15 protein-coding genes and 5 tRNA genes are annotated in these 16646 nt (G+C 70.7%); 3 read left to right on the forward strand and 17 right to left on the reverse strand.

From position 1 onward, the window contains the following. Window positions 1–120: 120 nt before the first annotated feature. The 3 genes from ACWD4J_RS39280 to ACWD4J_RS39290 all read right to left on the reverse strand — a co-directional run bounded on the left by ACWD4J_RS39280 (window position 121) and on the right by ACWD4J_RS39290 (window position 3303). Window positions 121–1293: a D-alanine--D-alanine ligase family protein gene (locus ACWD4J_RS39280; protein ID WP_451400349.1), complete on the reverse strand. Its 1173-nt coding sequence runs from the start codon at window positions 1291–1293 to the stop codon at window positions 121–123. A gap of 160 nt (window positions 1294–1453) precedes the next feature. Then, complete coding sequence (locus ACWD4J_RS39285; protein WP_451400350.1) at window positions 1454–2464, reverse strand: NAD(P)H-dependent glycerol-3-phosphate dehydrogenase; 1011 nt, start codon at window positions 2462–2464, stop codon at window positions 1454–1456. Next, complete coding sequence (locus ACWD4J_RS39290; RefSeq protein ID WP_451400351.1) at window positions 2461–3303, reverse strand: lysophospholipid acyltransferase family protein; 843 nt, start codon at window positions 3301–3303, stop codon at window positions 2461–2463. Before ACWD4J_RS39290 ends, ACWD4J_RS39285 begins: the two co-directional genes overlap by 4 nt. Before the next feature lie 300 nt (window positions 3304–3603). Between ACWD4J_RS39290 and cofC the strand changes: the two genes are divergently transcribed. Both cofC and ACWD4J_RS39300 read left to right on the forward strand, forming a co-directional pair. After that, window positions 3604–4239: a 2-phospho-L-lactate guanylyltransferase gene (gene cofC / locus ACWD4J_RS39295; protein WP_451400352.1), complete on the forward strand. Its 636-nt coding sequence runs from the start codon at window positions 3604–3606 to the stop codon at window positions 4237–4239. A 44-nt stretch (window positions 4240–4283) separates the two neighbouring features. Continuing rightward, complete coding sequence (locus tag ACWD4J_RS39300; protein ID WP_451400353.1) at window positions 4284–4487, forward strand: hypothetical protein; 204 nt, start codon at window positions 4284–4286, stop codon at window positions 4485–4487. Window positions 4488–4560: 73 nt separating this feature from the next. On the opposite strand, the gene ACWD4J_RS39305 is transcribed toward ACWD4J_RS39300, so the two are convergent. The 4 genes from ACWD4J_RS39305 to leuC all read right to left on the reverse strand — a co-directional run bounded on the left by ACWD4J_RS39305 (window position 4561) and on the right by leuC (window position 7906). Then, window positions 4561–5190, reverse strand: coding sequence for an HU family DNA-binding protein (locus ACWD4J_RS39305; RefSeq protein WP_451400354.1), 630 nt, complete (start codon window positions 5188–5190; stop codon window positions 4561–4563). 146 nt (window positions 5191–5336) lie between these two features. Next, the gene (locus tag ACWD4J_RS39310; RefSeq protein WP_451400355.1) at window positions 5337–5564 is read right to left on the reverse strand and encodes an SCO5555 family protein; all 228 of its coding nucleotides are present in this window, start codon (window positions 5562–5564) and stop codon (window positions 5337–5339) included. A gap of 317 nt (window positions 5565–5881) precedes the next feature. Then, window positions 5882–6475 (reverse strand): 3-isopropylmalate dehydratase small subunit, encoded by a 594-nt coding sequence (leuD, locus tag ACWD4J_RS39315; RefSeq protein WP_451400356.1) that lies wholly within the window; start codon window positions 6473–6475, stop codon window positions 5882–5884. Between the two features lie 6 nt (window positions 6476–6481). Further along, window positions 6482–7906, reverse strand: a complete 1425-nt coding sequence (gene leuC, locus ACWD4J_RS39320; protein WP_451400357.1) for a 3-isopropylmalate dehydratase large subunit — start codon at window positions 7904–7906, stop codon at window positions 6482–6484. 183 nt (window positions 7907–8089) lie between these two features. Here leuC and ndgR point away from each other — a divergent pair, with 183 nt between their 5' ends. Further along, a complete protein-coding gene (gene ndgR / locus ACWD4J_RS39325) occupies window positions 8090–8806 on the forward strand; it encodes an IclR family transcriptional regulator NdgR (RefSeq protein WP_451400358.1) in 717 nt (238 codons plus the stop codon). 215 nt (window positions 8807–9021) lie between these two features. Here the strand turns inward: ndgR and ACWD4J_RS39330 are convergent. The 10 genes from ACWD4J_RS39330 to ACWD4J_RS39375 all read right to left on the reverse strand — a co-directional run bounded on the left by ACWD4J_RS39330 (window position 9022) and on the right by ACWD4J_RS39375 (window position 16455). Continuing rightward, window positions 9022–9094: transfer RNA gene (locus ACWD4J_RS39330), tRNA-Glu, on the reverse strand. Window positions 9095–9122: 28 nt separating this feature from the next. Continuing rightward, window positions 9123–9194 (reverse strand) — tRNA-Gln (locus tag ACWD4J_RS39335). A 20-nt stretch (window positions 9195–9214) separates the two neighbouring features. Beyond that, window positions 9215–9287 (reverse strand) — tRNA-Glu (locus ACWD4J_RS39340). Window positions 9288–9373: 86 nt separating this feature from the next. Continuing rightward, window positions 9374–9446: transfer RNA gene (locus ACWD4J_RS39345), tRNA-Glu, on the reverse strand. A 46-nt stretch (window positions 9447–9492) separates the two neighbouring features. Further along, window positions 9493–9564, reverse strand: a tRNA-Gln gene (locus ACWD4J_RS39350). 87 nt (window positions 9565–9651) lie between these two features. Then, window positions 9652–10395 carry an HAD family hydrolase gene (locus ACWD4J_RS39355; protein WP_451400359.1) on the reverse strand — a complete coding sequence of 248 codons (744 nt, stop codon included), beginning with the start codon at window positions 10393–10395 and terminating at the stop codon, window positions 9652–9654. Window positions 10396–10425: 30 nt separating this feature from the next. Then, the gene (locus ACWD4J_RS39360) at window positions 10426–11712 is read right to left on the reverse strand and encodes a sugar ABC transporter permease (protein ID WP_451400360.1); all 1287 of its coding nucleotides are present in this window, start codon (window positions 11710–11712) and stop codon (window positions 10426–10428) included. Further along, a complete protein-coding gene (locus tag ACWD4J_RS39365; protein WP_451400361.1) occupies window positions 11712–12500 on the reverse strand; it encodes an ATP-binding cassette domain-containing protein in 789 nt (262 codons plus the stop codon). Before ACWD4J_RS39365 ends, ACWD4J_RS39360 begins: the two co-directional genes overlap by 1 nt. 36 nt (window positions 12501–12536) lie before the next feature. Further along, on the reverse strand, window positions 12537–13631 hold the full coding sequence (locus ACWD4J_RS39370; RefSeq protein ID WP_451400362.1) for a sugar ABC transporter substrate-binding protein: 1095 nt from the start codon (window positions 13629–13631) through the stop codon (window positions 12537–12539). Between the two features lie 52 nt (window positions 13632–13683). Continuing rightward, window positions 13684–16455, reverse strand: a complete 2772-nt coding sequence (locus ACWD4J_RS39375) for a SpoIIE family protein phosphatase (RefSeq protein ID WP_451400363.1) — start codon at window positions 16453–16455, stop codon at window positions 13684–13686. Window positions 16456–16646 lie beyond the last annotated feature (191 nt).

Below are 16646 nucleotides of genomic sequence, written 5' to 3' on the forward strand. Positions count from 1 at the left end.
CCCTCGTGGCGGAGCCACGTGGGCGTTTCGGCAACGCGGCGAGCGTGCGTGCCAGGCGCCGCGAGGCAGGCGGGAATTTGACGACAGGGCCTAGGGGCTCCCGCGGGAGCGCGCGGCTTGTCAGCGCAGTCCGGTGGACCGCCGCAGCGCCGCCTGCACCAGCCGGTCCACGAGCTCCGGGTAGCTGATGCCGCTGGCCTGCCACATCTGCGGGTACATCGAGATGGGCGTGAAGCCGGGCATGGTGTTGATCTCGTTGATGACGAACTCCCCGTCCTCGGCGAGGAAGAAGTCCGCGCGGACGAGCCCCTCGCAGGAGGCCGCCTCGAACGCCTCGACCGCGAGCCGCTGCACCGTGGCGGTCTCCTCGGGCGTCAGCGGGGCGGGCACGATGCCGGGCGTGGAGTCGATGTACTTCGCCTCGAAGTCGTAGTACGCGTGCGCGTCGGGCGGCGGGATCTCGGCGGGGACGGAGGCCCGCGGGCCGTCCTCGAACTCCAGCACCCCGCACTCGATCTCGCGGCCGCGCACGGCGGCCTCCACGAGGATCTTCGGGTCGTGTCGCTGGGCCTCCGCGATCGCGTCGCCGAGGCCTGAGATGTCGTCGACCTTGGTGATGCCGATCGACGAGCCCGCGCGCGCGGGCTTCACGAACAGCGGCCATCCGTGCTCGCCGGCGAAGTCGACGATCTTCTTGCGGGCCGCGGACTCGTCGCGCTCCCACTCGCGCGGCCGGATCACCACGTACGGACCGACCTTGAGCCCGAACGAGGCGAACACCCGCTTCATGTACTCCTTGTCCTGGCCGACGGCCGAGGCGAGCACGCCCGAACCCACGTACGGGACGCCGGAGAGCTCGAGGAGGCCCTGGAGTGTGCCGTCCTCGCCGTACGGGCCGTGCAGCACCGGGAAGACGACATCGACCTCGCCGAGCGCCTTGGGTACCGAACCGGGCTCGCTGTAGACCACTTCGCGGTTCGAGGGGTCGACGGGGAGCACCACGCCGCCCTCGTGCGACTCGGCGAGCTCCTCGACGCTGGGCGTACGGCGGTCGGTGATCGCCATGCGCTCCGGTTCGTCGGCGGTGAGCGCCCAGCGGCCGTCCTGCGTGATGCCGATGGGCAGGACGTCGTACTTCGCACGGTCGATGGCGCGCAGTACGGCACCCGCGGTGACGACCGAGATGCCGTGTTCGGAGCTGCGGCCGCCGAACACGACGGCCACGCGCGGCTTGCGGGACTCCCCTCCGGGCGTGGAGGGAACCGGGCTCTGGGTGGAGTACTCGCTGCTCATATCGCGATGAGCGTACCTGTTGGTAGTCGGCGAGTCAGCGTCCGCCGACCGCTGTCGCTCAGCGTTGCCGCCGCCTGGCGCAGCGCTAGGTACGGCCGTCGGCGGAGCCTTGCGCTGCGCGCGGTCAGGGCGTCGCCACCGCCTCGCGCAGCACCGTGTTTCAGCGCCGCTCGGGCTTGGGGCTGCGCGACATCAGCTCCTTGACGGCCACCTTGGGCGGCTTTCCCTCGTGGACGATGCCGACCACCGTCTCCGTGATGGGCATGTCGACGCCGTGCCGGCGTGCCAGATCCAGCACGGACTCGCAGGACTTGACGCCCTCGGCGGTCTGCCTGGTGACCGCGATGGTCTCCTCCAGGGTCATGCCCTTGCCGAGGTTGGTGCCGAAGGTGTGGTTGCGGGAGAGCGGCGACGAGCAGGTCGCCACCAGGTCGCCCAGGCCCGCGAGTCCGGAGAAGGTCATGGGGTCGGCGCCCATCGCGAGGCCGAGTCGGGTGGTCTCGGCGAGTCCGCGGGTGATGAGCGAGCCCTTGGCGTTGTCGCCGAGGCCCATGCCGTCGGCGATGCCGACGGCGAGTCCGATCACGTTCTTGACGGCACCGCCGAGTTCGCAGCCGATGACGTCGGTGTTGGTGTACGGCCGGAAGTACGGCGTGTGGCAGGCGGCCTGCAGGCGCTGGGCGACCGATTCGTCGCTGCAGGCGACCACGGCGGCGGCGGGCTGGCGGGCGGCTATCTCACGGGCGAGGTTGGGCCCGGTGACGACGGCGATCCGCTCGGCGCCCACCTTCGTGACGTCCTCGACGACCTCGCTCATCCGCATCGCGGAGCCCAGTTCCACCCCCTTCATCAGGGAGACGAGGACGGTGCCGGGGGCCAGCAGGGGCGCCCATTCGGCGAGGTTCCCGCGGAGAGTCTGCGAGGGCACGGCGAGCACCGTGAAGTCGGCGCCGGCCGCGGCCTCGGCCGGGTCGGTGGTGGCCCGGAGGTTGCCGGGGAGTTCGACACCGGGCAGATAGTCCGGGTTGGTGCGTGTGGAGTTGACCGCGTCCGCGAGTTCGGGGCGCCGCCCCCACAGGGTGACGTCGCACCCGGCGTCGGCGAGCACCATGCCGAAGGCCGTGCCCCAGGAGCCGGTCCCGAAGACGGCTGCCTTGAGGGGGTTCGTCACTTGCCGTCCTCCGCATCGCCGTTGCCGCTCGCGCTCGCGGTCCTGCTCTCGCCGCCCTCGTCGGCGGATTCGCCGGTGGCCTGGCTCGGGACCTCGCCTCGTGCGGCGGCCGCGGCCCTGCGCCGCTGCTCGATCCGTACGCTGCGCGGGTCGTAGGGCGTCGCGGGGGCCTTCTCGCCGCGCAGCTCCTCGAGCTGGGCGGTGATCGCGGCCATGATGACCTCGGTGGCCTCCTTGAGGACCTCGGGGGTCATCTCCTTGTCGTAGAAGCGCGAGAGGTCGACCGGCGGTCCGGCGAGCACCTGGTGGGTCTTGCGGGGCAGCAGGTCCGGCTTCTTGGCGTACGGCGGAAGCACCAGATTGGCGCCCCACTGGGCGACGGGGACGACGGGGCACTTCGTCTTCAGGGCGACGCGGGCGGCACCGGTCTTGCCGGTCATCGGCCACAGGTCGGGGTCCCGGGTGAGGGTGCCCTCGGGGTAGAAGGCGACGCACTCGCCCCGTTCGACGGCGTCGATGGCGGCCCGGAAGGCGCTGAGCGCGTCCGTGCTCTCGCGGTAGACGGGGATCTGCCCGGTGCCGCGCATCATGGCGCCCACGAAGCCCTTTTTGAAAAGGCCGTGCTTGGCCAGGAATCGCGGAACACGACCCGTGTTGTACTGGAAATGGGCATACGCGAACGGGTCCACATGGGAATTGTGGTTCACCGCCGTGATAAATCCGCCCTCGGCCGGAATATTCTCCATTCCGCGCCAGTCCCGCTTGATCAGAACCACCAGTGGCGGTTTGCAGATTACCGCTGCCAGGCGGTACCAGAAGCCGATTCTGCGGCGGGACACTCGGACACCTTCCTCTCGGACCTGGTCGGCCGCACAAGTGTCGCTCCAGGCCGCCGGTCTGTCGAGAACACCGTACGCCCAGCATCGCCCGCGTCCGCCGGGGTATGGCATACGTCATCTCCGTGCCGCCGTCGCCTCCGTTCCGCCGCCGTCGCGCGCCGTTCCCGTCCGCCCACCCTCTCGCCGGATACCGATCCGCTGTTCTCCTCCTGCCGGACCGGTGCACCACCCTCATCCCTCGGCGCGGCCGTCACCGCGCCACAGGCCACAATGAGCCCGGAACGAAGGGACGGAACGCTGGTGCAGTGGACCCTGGTGATACCGCTGAAACCCCTGGCGCTGGCCAAGAGCAGGCTCTCGGGCGCGGCCGGCGAGGGCCTGCGGCCGTCCCTCGCCCTCGCCTTCGCCCAGGACACCGTGGCCGCGGCAGTCACCTCTCCCGCGGTGCTGGATGTGGTGGTCGTCACGGACGACGGCCTCGCCGGGCAGGAGCTCGCGGAGCTCGGCGCCCGCATCGTGCCGGACGCTCCCGGTGCAGGCCTCAACGCAGCCCTGGCACACGGAGCCGCGGCGGCGCGCGCCGCCCGCGCATGCGCCCCCGTCGCCGCTCTCAACGCGGACCTCCCCGCGCTGCGCAGCACGGAACTGACCCGGGTCCTGGCGGCCGCCGCACTGTTTCCCCGGGCTTTTCTCCCGGATGCGGCAGGCATCGGCACCACATTGCTGTCGGCACTTCCCGGCACCGAATTGCACCCCGCATTCGGCGGCGAATCCCGCGCCCGGCATGCGGCGTCCGGGGCCGTGGAACTGGGTCTCGGCGGCGTCGATTCGGTGCGCCGGGACGTGGACACCGGCGATGATCTGCGGGCCGCGCTGGCGCTCGGCGTGGGCCCGCGCACAGCCGCGGCCGCAGCCCGGCTGCTGATCGCGGACTGAGCCGGCCCGCGATCGCCCTGTCCCAAGTCGCCTACGCTTCTTTCATGCAGGCGACCTCGTACACGTACGACCCCGAAACGCGCAGCGGCAGTGTGCTGCTGGACGACGGCACCCCGGTGCCCTTCGACGCACCGGCGTTCGACGCGGGCGGCCTCCGGCTGCTGCGGCCGGGACAGCGCGTACGGATCGAGGTGGACGGAGAGGGCGAGGCCCGCCGCATCACACTGATCACACTGGCCACACTCTGACCAGAACACACCGCGGGCCGGGCTCCCTCGGGGAGCTCGGCCCGGTGCGTGGTGCGTGAATACTCAAGTCCCGTCAGCGAGCAGTCGCCTTCTTGGCGGTGGTCTTGCGCGCCGTGGACTTCTTGGCCGGCGCCTTCTTGGCAGGCGCGGTCTTCTTGGCCGCCGCCTTCTTGGCGGTGGTCTTCTTCGCGGTGGTCTTCTTCGCCGCGGCCTTGGCGGGCGCGGCCTTCTTCGCGGTGGTCTTCTTCGCCGCGGCCTTGGCCGGCGCGGCCTTCTTCGCAGGCGTGACCTTCTTCGCCGTGACCTTGCGCGCCGTCGTCTTCTTGGCGGCGGCCTTCTTGGTCGCGGCCTTCTTCGCGGCCGCTCCGACCTGGAGGCTGCCCTTGGGAGCCTTCTTGACGGCCACCTCGCCACCGCGGGGCAGCTTCTTCGTGCCGCTCACCAGGTCCTTGAACCCCTGCCCCGCACGGAAGCGCGGAACGGAGGTCTTCTTGACCCGCACCCGCTCACCGGTCTGCGGGTTGCGGGCGTACCGGGCCGGCCGGTCGACCTTCTCGAACGAGCCGAAGCCGGTGACAGAAATCCGCTCACCGCCGACGACAGCACGGACGATGGCGTCGAGTACCGCGTCGACGGCGTCGGCGGCCTGCTGACGCCCGCCGACCTTGTCGGCAATCGCTTCTACGAGCTGCGCCTTGTTCACGTCTTCCCCTTCGGAGACATCGCCGGAACGAAAGTGTTCAAGCTTTTTCGCACGTTAGGCAGATATATACCGCAAATCAAACACGAAACGGGCTAATCACCCTTGTGCCGCAACGAACTCGGCGTCGTGGAGTTGGGGCTTGATGCTCAGCCGTCTTCGGGGAATCGACCCGCGTCGAGGTCCGCCGTCAATCGCTCCAGACGCCTTGCCGCATCGGCGAGATCGTGCTTGGCCGCGGCCGTAATGACCAGCAGCTTCCGGGTCAGCGCCATCCGTACGCCCTCCGGGACTTGCAGTGCGCGCACCCTTGCGTGCGCTTCCTTCAGCCGGGTCGCGACCGCCTCGTAGAGCTCGAGTTGGCTGTCACGATCCATGCACCGATTGTGCCATCTGGGGCGAGTTGTCGCCTCCGCAGGGGGCAACTACCCTGCCGAGCCCCCTTTCCGGCACCTCCTCACAAGCACCGCCTTTCCCGTGGAAGCGGTCCCTACTCCCCCTTTCTCCACGGGAGTTGACGCCATCCGCACGGTCCCCCGCAGGCCCCGGCGGACTCCGCAGAACCCGCGAAACGCGCATACAGATGTACCCCCAACCGTGAACGGTCGGGGGTACATCGGGGGGCCTGCGGGGGGGCCGGAAGGGGTCCCGGCCGGGGGTAACCGGCCGGTACGGGCCTCGGCCCGGGTGGGTCTCAGACCTGGAGGGTCCGCGGCTTGTAAGAGGGACGCTTCGCCTCGTACGCCGCGATGTCGTCCTCGTTCTGCAGCGTGATGCTGATGTCGTCGAGGCCGTTCAGCAGCCGCCAGCGGGAATTCTCGTCCAGCTCGAAGGCGGCGGTGATGCCCTCGGCGCGCACCTCGCGGGCCTCGAGGTCGACAGTGATCTCCGCCTGCGGGTCCTGCTCGGTCAGCTCCCACAGGGCGTCCACGATCTTCTGCTCCAGAACCACCGTGAGCAGGCCGTTCTTGAGCGAATTGCCGCGGAAGATGTCGGCGAAACGCGAGGAGATGACGGCCTTGAAGCCGTAGTTCTGCAGGGCCCAGACGGCGTGCTCGCGCGAGGATCCGGTACCGAAGTCGGGGCCGGCGACCAGCACCGTGGCGCCCTGCCGCTCGGGGCGGTTCAGCACGAACTCGGAGTCCTTGCGCCAGGCCTCGAAGAGCCCGTCCTCGAACCCGTCCCGGGTGACCTTCTTCAGCCAGTGGGCGGGGATGATCTGGTCGGTGTCGACGTTGCTGCGGCGCAGCGGGACGGCCCGGCCGGTGTGCGTGGTGAAAGCTTCCATGACAGATCAGACTCCGGCGGTGGCGGGGGCGTCGGACAGGTCGGCGGGCGAGGCCAGGTGGCCGGTGACCGCGGTGGCGGCGGCGACCTGGGGCGAGACCAGGTGCGTACGCCCGCCCTTGCCCTGCCGGCCCTCGAAGTTGCGGTTGGAGGTGGACGCGGAGCGCTCACCCGGCGCGAGTTGGTCGGGGTTCATGCCCAGGCACATCGAGCAGCCCGCGTGCCGCCATTCGGCGCCGGCCTCCTTGAAGACCACGTCCAGGCCCTCGGAGACGGCCTGCAGACCGACCCGCGCGGAGCCCGGGACGACCAGCATCCGTACGCCGTCGGCGACTTTGCGGCCCCGCAGGATGTCGGCGGCCGAGCGCAGGTCCTCGATACGGCCGTTGGTGCACGAGCCTACGAAGACGGTGTCCACCTTGATGTCGCGCAGCGCCTGTCCGGCGGTCAACCCCATGTACTCCAGGGCCTTTTCGGCCGCCAGGCGCTCCGAAGCATCCTCGTACGAAGCAGGGTCGGGGACGCTCGCCGACAGGGGCGCACCCTGACCGGGATTGGTACCCCAGGTGACGAACGGCGACAGAGAGTCGGCGTCGATGAAGACCTCGGCATCGAAGACCGCGTCGTCGTCCGTCTTCAGCGTCTTCCAGTACGCCACGGCGGCGTCCCAGTCCTCGCCCTGCGGGGCGTGGACGCGGCCCTTGAGGTACTCGAAGGTGGTCTCGTCGGGCGCGATCATGCCCGCGCGGGCGCCGGCCTCGATCGACATGTTGCAGATGGTCATCCGGGCCTCCATCGAGAGCTTCTCGATGGCGGAGCCGCGGTACTCCAGGATGTAGCCCTGGCCGCCGCCCGTACCGATCTTGGCGATGATCGCCAGGATCAGGTCCTTGGCGGTCACGCCCTCGGGCAGCTCGCCCTCGACCGTGATCGCCATGGTCTTCGGGCGGGCCAGCGGCAGCGTCTGGGTGGCCAGCACGTGCTCGACCTGCGAGGTGCCGATACCGAACGCCAGACCGCCGAAGGCGCCGTGCGTCGAGGTGTGCGAGTCGCCACAGACGACGGTCATGCCGGGCTGGGTCAGACCCAGCTGCGGGCCGACCACGTGGACGACGCCCTGCTCGACGTCGCCGAGCGGGTGCAGCCGGACGCCGAACTCGGCGCAGTTCTTGCGCAGCGTCTCCAGCTGAGCGCGCGAGACCGGGTCCGCGATCGGCTTGTCGATGTCGAGGGTCGGGGTGTTGTGATCCTCGGTGGCGATGGTCAGGTCGAGCCTGCGCACCTGGCGACCGCTCTTGCGCAGGCCGTCGAAGGCCTGGGGGCTGGTCACCTCGTGCAGCAGGTGCAGATCGATGAAGAGGAGGTCGGGCTCGCCCTCGGCGCGCCGGACGACATGGTCGTCCCAGACCTTCTCCGCGAGTGTCCTACCCATCGCTTTCCCTCCGGCCGGCGTTTCTGCCCGGCCCAACTAGAGATGTGAGCGCCTCCGCCCTTACCGCTCGGGCTGACGTCGGCCATGGGGCCCGTCGGTGACCGGGCCGCTGCCCCTCCAGAGTCGCAAGTTCCTCGGAAAATTGAACTTGCGTTTCACAGAGTGAGACGCGAATATCGTTGCATGGACAACTCTAGCGGCGTCGGCGTTCTCGACAAGGCTGCTCTTGTTTTGAGCGCCCTGGAGTCCGGTCCGGCCACCCTCGCCGGGCTGGTCGCGGCGACAGGGCTCGCACGACCCACGGCCCACCGGCTGGCCGTGGCACTGGAACACCACCGGATGGTGGCGAGGGACATGCAGGGCAGGTTCATCCTCGGCCCGCGGCTGGCCGAGCTGGCCGCCGCGGCGGGCGAGGACCGCCTCCTTGCGACGGCGGGACCGGTACTGACACACCTCCGTGACGTGACGGGCGAGAGCGCGCAGCTCTACCGTCGCCAGGGCGACATGCGTATCTGCGTCGCCGCCGCGGAGCGCCTCTCGGGCCTCAGGGACACGGTCCCGGTCGGCTCGACCATGACGATGAAGGCCGGCTCGTCGGCCCAGATCCTGATGGCCTGGGAGGAGCCGGAGCGCCTGCACCGCGGCCTCCAGGGCGCCCGCTTCACGGCCACGGCCCTCTCGGGCGTACGCCGCCGGGGCTGGGCCCAGTCGATCGGCGAGCGCGAGCCGGGCGTGGCCTCGGTGTCGGCGCCCGTCCGCGGGCCGTCCAACCGCGTGGTCGCCGCCGTCTCGGTATCCGGACCGATCGAGCGCCTGACCCGCCACCCGGGCCGTATGCACGCCCAGGCGGTCATCGATGCGGCCGGTCGTCTTTCCGAGGCCCTGCGCCGCTCCGGCTGACCCTGCACCAACACCAGTAACACCCGTCTCACCCGCACAGATCGACGGGCCGCCTCAGCGCCGCGGCAGCCCGCGATCACCACGCCGGAACCCGTCACCCCTCGCCCGCCGCCACCAAGTCGCCCGGCCGCCAAGGGATGCGGGACAGTACGGGATGCCGAAGGCCGTGAACGCCGATGGGCCCTCCGCCGAAGCGGAGGGCCCATCGCCCTGTGTACCCCCGACCGGATTCGAACCGGCGCTACCGCCTTGAGAGGGCGGCGTGCTAGGCCGCTACACAACGGGGGCGTGGACTCTGCGTTTCCGCAGGCCCGAGCTGGTCTACCTGGACTCGAACCAAGACTAACTGAACCAGAATCAGTCGTGCTGCCAATTACACCATAGACCAATGTGGTTTAGACCAGTCAGTACCCCCGACCGGATTCGAACCGGCGCTACCGCCTTGAGAGGGCGGCGTGCTAGGCCGCTACACAACGGGGGCTTTTGGCGATCCCACCCGACTCCCACCGGGTGATGTCACCACTTGACCAACGGGAGCGACCCGGCTGGTCAAGCGGGATGGATCAGTACCCCCGACCGGATTCGAACCGGCGCTACTGCCTTGAGAGGGCAGCGTGCTAGGCCGCTACACAACGGGGGCTTTGCAGAAGGAATCTCAGCGAGAGTGCGGAGACGGGCTCTGCGAGCTGGGGTACCAGGACTCGAACCTAGACTAACTGAACCAGAATCAGTCGTGCTGCCAATTACACCATACCCCACCAAAATTCAACCCCCGCCCGGGGGGTTCATTCGGTGTGCGCTTCCCGGCCGGCCTCTCGGCCCGCTCGGGCGGCGCAGGAAGAACATTACCCGAAGGTGGACGGCGCTCCAAAACGGGTATCGGCCAGCAGTGCGGGGAGCTCCGCCAGGCTCGTGATCCGGTGGACTCCGGCGGGCACCGGCAGGTCGACGCCGGTCCGGTCGAGCCAGATGCCGAGCAGTCCGGCGTCGCGGGCGCCCCGGGCGTCGATCTCCGGCTGATCCCCGACATAGGCGATCTCCTCCGGCTCCAGCGCGAGTGTCGCGCACGCGGCGTGGAAGGCCTCCGCGGCCGGCTTGGAGACGCCGAGCTCCACGGCGCAGAGCAGGGCCTCGAAGCGATCGCGCACGCCGAGGACGCGGAGCTTGCGTTCCTGGTGGGCGGTGGCGGAGTTGGACAGCACGGCGTGCCGGTAGCGGCCGGCGAGGGCGTCCAGAGCGGGCAGGGTGTCGGGGAAGAGCGACCAGGCGGCCTCGTAGTGGGCCAGGTAGCGCTCGAACCAGGCGTCCGCCTCCGCGTCGTCCAGGTCCGCCTCGAAGAAGTCCCGGACGCGGTCGCGGCGCTGGGTGGGGAAGTCGACCTCGCCCGCGCCGAACCGCGCCCAGTGGCGTTCGGTGATCTGCTTCCACAGGCCGAGGGCGCGCTCCGCCGTTCCGTACCGGGCCAGCGCGCCCTCGGCAAGCAGGTGTGCGTGCATGCCGGCGGTGTCCGCGCCCGCGTAGTCGAAGATCGTGTCGTCGATGTCCCAGAGCACGGCTTTGACGGGGGTCGACCCGGCGTTGATCGGCATGAGACGACCGTACCCATGCGAGGCCCCCCGTCACGCCCGGCCGTGCGCCTCCTGAGAGCGTCGGGACAGCGAGTCGATGACCACGGCCACGAGCAGGACGCCGCCCGTGATCATGAACTGGACCGCGGCCGGGACGCCCATGAGCGCCATGGCGGAGGCGATCGACTGGATGACCAGCATGCCGAGCAGCGCGGACCAGGTCGTGCCGCGTCCGCCGAAGAGGCTGGTGCCACCGATGACGGCCGCAGCGATGGCGTTCATCAGCAGGATGCCGGAACCCGATGTCTGGCTCGCCGAGGTGATCCGGGAGGCCAGGAACAGGCCGCCGATCGCGGCCATCGTCCCCGACACCATGAACACCGAGATCCGTACGCCCACGACGCTGATGCCGGCTCGGCGGGCCGCCTCGACGCCGCCGCCGAGCGCGAACACCTGTCGCCCGTACCGCGTCCGGCGCAGGAGGTAGTCCAGACCGACGACGACGAGGAGGAAGATCAGGAGGGCGAGCGGCAGGCCCTGGAACTGGTTGAGGACGTAGGCCGCGGCGAGGGCGATCACCGCCAGGACGCCGGTGCGGAAGCCGAGCTGGCCGAGCGAGCGGGACGCCATTCCGCCGGCCCTGCGGCGCCGGTTTTCGCGGTAGGAGGCGAGGAAGAACGCGGCCGTGCCGAGCACCACCAGGCCGTATGCGACGGCCGCGTCGGCGAAGTAGAAGCTGGTCAGCTCGGCGACCAGGCCCTCGTCGTCGAGGCTGATGGTGCCGCTCTCGCCGAGGACGTAGAGCATCAGCCCGTTCCAGCCCAGCAGTCCCGCGAGGGTGACGACGAACGAGGGCACACCGATCTTGGCGAAGAAGAACCCGGCGATGGCTCCGGCCGCCGCGCCGGAGGCCACCGCGACGATGAGGGCGAGCCACTCGGGCATGCCACGGTGCACGTTGAGTACGGCGAACAGGGCCGCGGCGAGACCGCTGACCGAGCCGACCGACAGGTCGATCTCGCCGATCAGCAGCACGAACACGATGCCGACCGCGATCAGGCCGGTGCCGACGATGTCCACGCTGAGGTTGGACAGGTTGCGGGGTGAGAGGAAGTTCTCGTTCAGGCTCTGGAAGATGATCCAGATCAGTACGAGTCCGAGCACGACGGGGAGCGACCCCAGTTCTCCGTCGCGGAGCCTGCGCCTGAAGTCGCCGACGACGCGCCGGACGTCCTCTCGGCGCACGAGCGGGCGCCGGGCCCCGGCGGCGGGCTTCGGGGCCTCGGCGCCGTCGACCGCCCTGCCGGGCTCGGCGTTCCGGAATGTCTCTCTCCGCATCACAGCCATGCCTCCCCCGCGCGCCCGGGACGGACCTTCCCGGCGTTGTCCGTGGCACCGGTGATCGAGGAGATGACCTGTTCCTGGGATGTGGTGTTCACGTCGAAGAAGCCGTTGTTGCGGCCGAGGCGCAGCACCGCGACCCGGTCGGCGACGGCCTTGACGTCGCCCATGTTGTGGCTGATGAGGAGGACGCCGAGCCCGCGGTCGCGCAGCTGGTCGATGAGGTCGAGGACCTGCGATGTCTGTTCGATGCCGAGGGCGGCCGTGGGCTCGTCGAGGAGCAGGAGCTTGGGTACGCCGAGCAGCGAGCGGGAGATCGCGACGGCCTGACGCTGGCCTCCGGAGAGCGAGGCGACGGGAAGCCGGAGACTGTGGATCCTGATCGACAGGGTGTGCAGCAGCTCGCCGGCGCGGCGCTCCATCTCCACCTCGTCGAGCACTCCGACCCGGTGGATCTCGCGTCCGAGGAAGAGGTTGCCGACGACGTCGAGGTTGTCGCACAGCGCGAGGTCCTGGTACACGGTCGCGATGCCGAGTTCCTGGGCGTCGTGGGGACGCCTGACCTGGACCACCCGGCCCTGCCACTCGATGATGCCCTGGTCGGCGGGGCTGACGCCCGCGATGACCTTGACGAGCGTCGACTTGCCTGCGCCGTTGTCGCCCACCAGGGCGATGACCTCACCGCCGTGGATCTCCAGTTCGACGTCGCTGAGCGCCTGGATGGCACCGAAGCGCTTGGTGACGCCGCGCAATGCCAGCAGGGGTGGAGCCGGCACGGAAACCATCTCCTTCTTCCGGGCCCGGCACCGCGGAGGCCGGTCCTATGCGGTCAGTCCGGCCCCGTCGCAGGCGGCCTTGAACTTCGGGGTGCAGATCTGGTCGATCGTGTAGACACCGTCCTTGACCACGGTGTCCTTGATGTTGTCGACGGTCAGGGAGACCGGGGTGAGCAGGACGGCTGGAACCTCGTGCGCGCTGGGGCTGCTGACCGTGTGCCGGGCGATGCCGTCGAGACTTTCGCCACGGGCCAGCGCGACAGCCATCTCGGCACCGGCGGCGGCCTCGGGCCCGAACGGCTTGTAGACGCTCATGTACTGGTCTCCGACGACGATGCGCTGCACGCCCCCGAGTTCCGCGTCCTGACCGGTCACCGGCGGCTGGGGGCTGATCTTGTCGGCCTTCAGGGCGGAGACGACGCCGGCGGCGAGGCCGTCGTTGGCGGCGTAGACGCCGTCGATGTTGCCGGCACCGAGGCTGGCAATGGCCCCGGCCATGTTGGTGTTGGCGTCCTCGGACCGCCAACCGGGAGTGTCGTACATCTTGGCGATCTCCACCCGGCCCTGGAGCACGGACATCGCGCCCTTCTTGAACGCGGCCGCGTTGGGGTCGGTCGGGTCGCCGTTCATCATGACGATCCGGCCGCCGTTCGCCTTGTCGCCCATCGCGTCGAGGAGTGCGCGGCCCTGGAGCCTGCCGACCTCGGCGCCGTCGAAGGAGACGTATCCCGAGATCGGGCCCTCGGCGAGGCGGTCGTAGGCGACGACCTTGACGTGCGCGGCGTCCGCCTTCTGCACGGCGGGGTGCAGCGCCTTGGCGTCGACGGCGGCGAGGACCAGCACGTCGACATCCTTGATGATCATGGAGTCGACCTGCTGCTGCTGGGTGGCCACATCGCCCTTGGCGTTGGCGTGCTCCACCGTGCACTCGGCGCAGAGTTCCCTGATCTTCTTCTCCAGCAGCGGTCTGTCGTCCGTCTCCCAGCGGGCGGTCGTGGCGTCCGGCAGCAGCAGGCCGATCTTCGGGGCCCGGTGCGACCCGTCGGCGGAACCGCCGTCGCCGTCTCCGCAGGCGGCAAGGGCCACGGCCATCGACAGGCAGGCGATGGCGGCGGCGGCTTCCCGCACGTAGGTCTTCATGAAAGAGACCTCCTTGTCCTCCGGGAGACGGCTCCTCCGGTAGACGGCGCGCTCAGGGTCCTCGGGACGGCCGCAGGCCGAGGGGTTCCCCAGCCGGTCCGTCGTCCGCGCACGGGTCCGCGCCCGGCGCCAGAACGATCTCGCTCCACACCTGCTTGCCGCCGCTGACCGGCACCGACCCCCAGCACGCGGACATCGCCTCGACGAGGAGCAGTCCGCGACCGCCGGTCGCCTCCCAGTCCACGATCACCGGCTTGGCCGGCGCGCGCGGGGACGTGTCGCTGACGGCGACCCGCAGCCGGTCCCCGGCGAGCGTGAGGTCGAGACGCACCGCGCCGTGGGTGTGCACCAGCGCGTTGGTGACCAGTTCGGAGACGACCAGCAGCACTACGTCGGCCTCCTCGGCGAGGTGCCAGGAGCGCATGGTGCGGGCGGTGAACCGCCGTGCGTGCATGACGGCGTCGGGGAGCCGCCATACGGTCCAGCCGACCCGGATCGGGCGGACCTTCAGGCCGTCGTAGCGCATCAGCAGCAGCGCCACGTCGTCCTCTCGCCGGCTGCGGTCGCCGAGGAGTTCGTCGGCCACCCGCCCGACGTCGGAGGGGTCGGTGGTGGAGAGCACCTGGTGCATCCGGAGCAGGCCCTCGTCCAGCGGCAGGCTCGAGGACTCGACCAGGCCGTCCGTCGCCAGGACGAGGAGCGTGCCCGGGGTCAGTCCGGCCGCGGTCATGGGGTACTCGGCGTCGGCGAGCACGCCCAGCGGGAGTCCGCCCTCGACGGCCATCTCCTCGGTGCTGCCGTCCGGGTTGCGCAGCAGCGGCGGCAGATGGCCCGCCCGGACGAACCAGGCGTTGCCCTCCTCGATGTCCAGGTCGACGTAGCAGCAGGTGGCGAACAGATCGGTCTCCATGCCGACGAGCAGCCGGTTGGCGTGCGAGACGACGACGTCGGGCGGGTGGCCCTCGACGGCGTAGGCCCTGATCGCCGTGCGGATCTGGCCCATGATCGTCGCGGCGGCGGCGCTGTGTCCCTGCACGTCCCCGATGACCAGTGCCACATGGCGGTCGGAGAGCGATATGACGTCGTACCAGTCGCCGCCCACCTGCAGCCCCCTCCTGGCGGGCAGATAGCGGGCGACGGCGACCCCGCCGGGCAGCTCCGGGAGCCTGCGGGGCAGCAGGCTGCGCTGGAGCGTCGTGGCGAGCTCCTGCTCGGCGTCGTACGTCTGCGCGCGCATCAGAGCCTGTCCGACCAGCCCCGCGGTGGCGGTGAGCAGGGACCGCTGCTCGGGGACGAACTCGTGCGGCTCGTCCCAGCCGACCAGGCAGACGCCGGCGACCCGGCCCTCGGCCATGAGGGGCAGTACGGCGAGTCCGCCGGGGCCGACGCCCGCGAGGCCCGGTTCGATTTCGGCGCCCGCGGGCCAGAGGCTGGTACGGCCGTCTCGCAGTGCGGTCTGCAGCGTGGGCAGGGCCTGCAGCGGTGCGTCGGGCCACTCGGAACGCCATTCGGAACGCCAGATGTCGGGCCAGGCGCGGGGCTCCGGCGGGTCGAGGACGGTGACCACCAGTCGGTCGGCCTCGAGCCCGGCGAGTGCCACCCGGTCGGCTCCCAGCGGCTCGCGCAGGGCGACGGTCACCACGCGACTGACGTCCCGGACGGACATCGCGTCGGCGAGCGAGGCGGCCAGGCGCTGCACCCGGGAGACCTCGTCGGCGACGGGACGCAGCGAGGCGGCGTCGGCCACGACGCCCAGGATCTGCTCCGGCACCCGGCCCGGCCCCCGGTCGCCGCCGGCCGGGACCCGGCAGCTCAGCCGCAGCCAGCGCAGTTCGCCGCTGGGGCGGCGGATGCGGAAGTCCAGTTCCCGGCCGCCGGCGGCCTGCCGCGGCTCGACGACGGACATGAGCGCGGGCAGGTCCTCCGGGACGGTCTGCTCGAGCAGGGTCTCCACCCTGCCGTCGAAGTCGTCGGGGGCGACGCCGACCAACTCCAGGACGCGTGCGTCCGCGTCGATGCGGCCCGAGGCCGGCACCAGGGTGAACGAGCCGACGCCCAGTCGGTCCAGGGCGGGGCCCAGCAGCGGCCGCCGTGTGACAGGGCTGCCGGCCGGGGTGCCGCCCGGGCCTTGCCCGCCGGTGTCCGTGACGCTCGGGTCCGCTCGCTCCGGGCCTCCGCGGCCCGGGCCCCCGCCCTCGGGGTCTTCGCCGCCAGGAGCCCGGCCACCCGGGCCCTGCCCTGACATGCCCTGTCGGCCCGAGCCCCGATCGATCGATTCCACGGCCGCGGCGAGACCGGCGGCGATCTCCTCGGCGTACAGCTCCAGGAAGTTGCGCTGCTCGGGGGCGAAGCCGTCCGCCGCGTCGCCGACGACGAGCAGACAGCCGAGCCGTCTGCCGTTCGTCGCCAGGGGCAGCACGCCCAGTGATGCGCCGGACGGAGCCGCCTGCGTCTCCGAGATCCCCGAGCCGTTCTCCGGCTCGCGGTACGTGTCGAGTTCGGCGGCGTCCCACCACATGGGGCGGCCCGAGCGGAAGGCCTCGGCGGCGGGAGAGCGACCGGAGAGGGCGTAACTCTCGGGCGGGCCGTACCGACCCGGGGTGCTCGCGCCGCCCCCGCTCCTTTCGGCGAGGTCGAGCAGCCGCAGCCTGTCGTCCTTGCCGGCCAGTGCGTAGACAGCGCTCAGCAGGACCCCGGCGAAGACCAGGACCTGGTCCTTCATGCCCGGCTGCGACTCCGGAGGGCGCGGGCCGTCCTGGACCGCCCCGGCCAGGTCCGCCCTCGGCCTGGGGAGCCCGGCACCGGCACCGCCGTCATCGCGCATGTCGTCACCCGACCTCCCCTCCACACCCAGCGCACTGGCAGGCAGAGGCCCGGAAGAAAGCAGACGGGCGTGATGCAGGCTTCGGACGGAGCCATGCCTGAATCCCGCCGCCTCGAGGCAAGGCGCCCACACCATCAGAATGGCACCCAGCGGAGCGGGCTGCGAGGGCTGGCGGGGGCCTGGGCCGGGTC

The sequence above is a fragment of the Streptomyces sp. NPDC002577 genome, from assembly GCF_053594815.1.

Excerpts from the sequence above, each read along its gene's own strand:
- ACWD4J_RS39370 (WP_451400362.1), bottom strand. The coding sequence starts at position 13,631 with ATGAAGACCTACGTGCGGGAAGCCGCCGCCGCCATCGCCTGCCTGTCG.
- ACWD4J_RS39300 (WP_451400353.1), top strand. The coding sequence starts at position 4,284 with ATGCAGGCGACCTCGTACACGTACGACCCCGAAACGCGCAGCGGCAGT.
- ACWD4J_RS39280 (WP_451400349.1), bottom strand. The coding sequence starts at position 1,293 with ATGAGCAGCGAGTACTCCACCCAGAGCCCGGTTCCCTCCACGCCCGGA.
- ACWD4J_RS39365 (WP_451400361.1), bottom strand. The coding sequence starts at position 12,500 with ATGGTTTCCGTGCCGGCTCCACCCCTGCTGGCATTGCGCGGCGTCACC.
- ACWD4J_RS39375 (WP_451400363.1), bottom strand. The coding sequence starts at position 16,455 with ATGCGCGATGACGGCGGTGCCGGTGCCGGGCTCCCCAGGCCGAGGGCG.
- leuC (WP_451400357.1), bottom strand. The coding sequence starts at position 7,906 with ATGGGTAGGACACTCGCGGAGAAGGTCTGGGACGACCATGTCGTCCGG.
- leuD (WP_451400356.1), bottom strand. The coding sequence starts at position 6,475 with ATGGAAGCTTTCACCACGCACACCGGCCGGGCCGTCCCGCTGCGCCGC.
- ACWD4J_RS39310 (WP_451400355.1), bottom strand. The coding sequence starts at position 5,564 with ATGGATCGTGACAGCCAACTCGAGCTCTACGAGGCGGTCGCGACCCGG.
- ACWD4J_RS39355 (WP_451400359.1), bottom strand. The coding sequence starts at position 10,395 with ATGCCGATCAACGCCGGGTCGACCCCCGTCAAAGCCGTGCTCTGGGAC.
- ACWD4J_RS39360 (WP_451400360.1), bottom strand. The coding sequence starts at position 11,712 with ATGCGGAGAGAGACATTCCGGAACGCCGAGCCCGGCAGGGCGGTCGAC.
- ndgR (WP_451400358.1), top strand. The coding sequence starts at position 8,090 with ATGGACAACTCTAGCGGCGTCGGCGTTCTCGACAAGGCTGCTCTTGTT.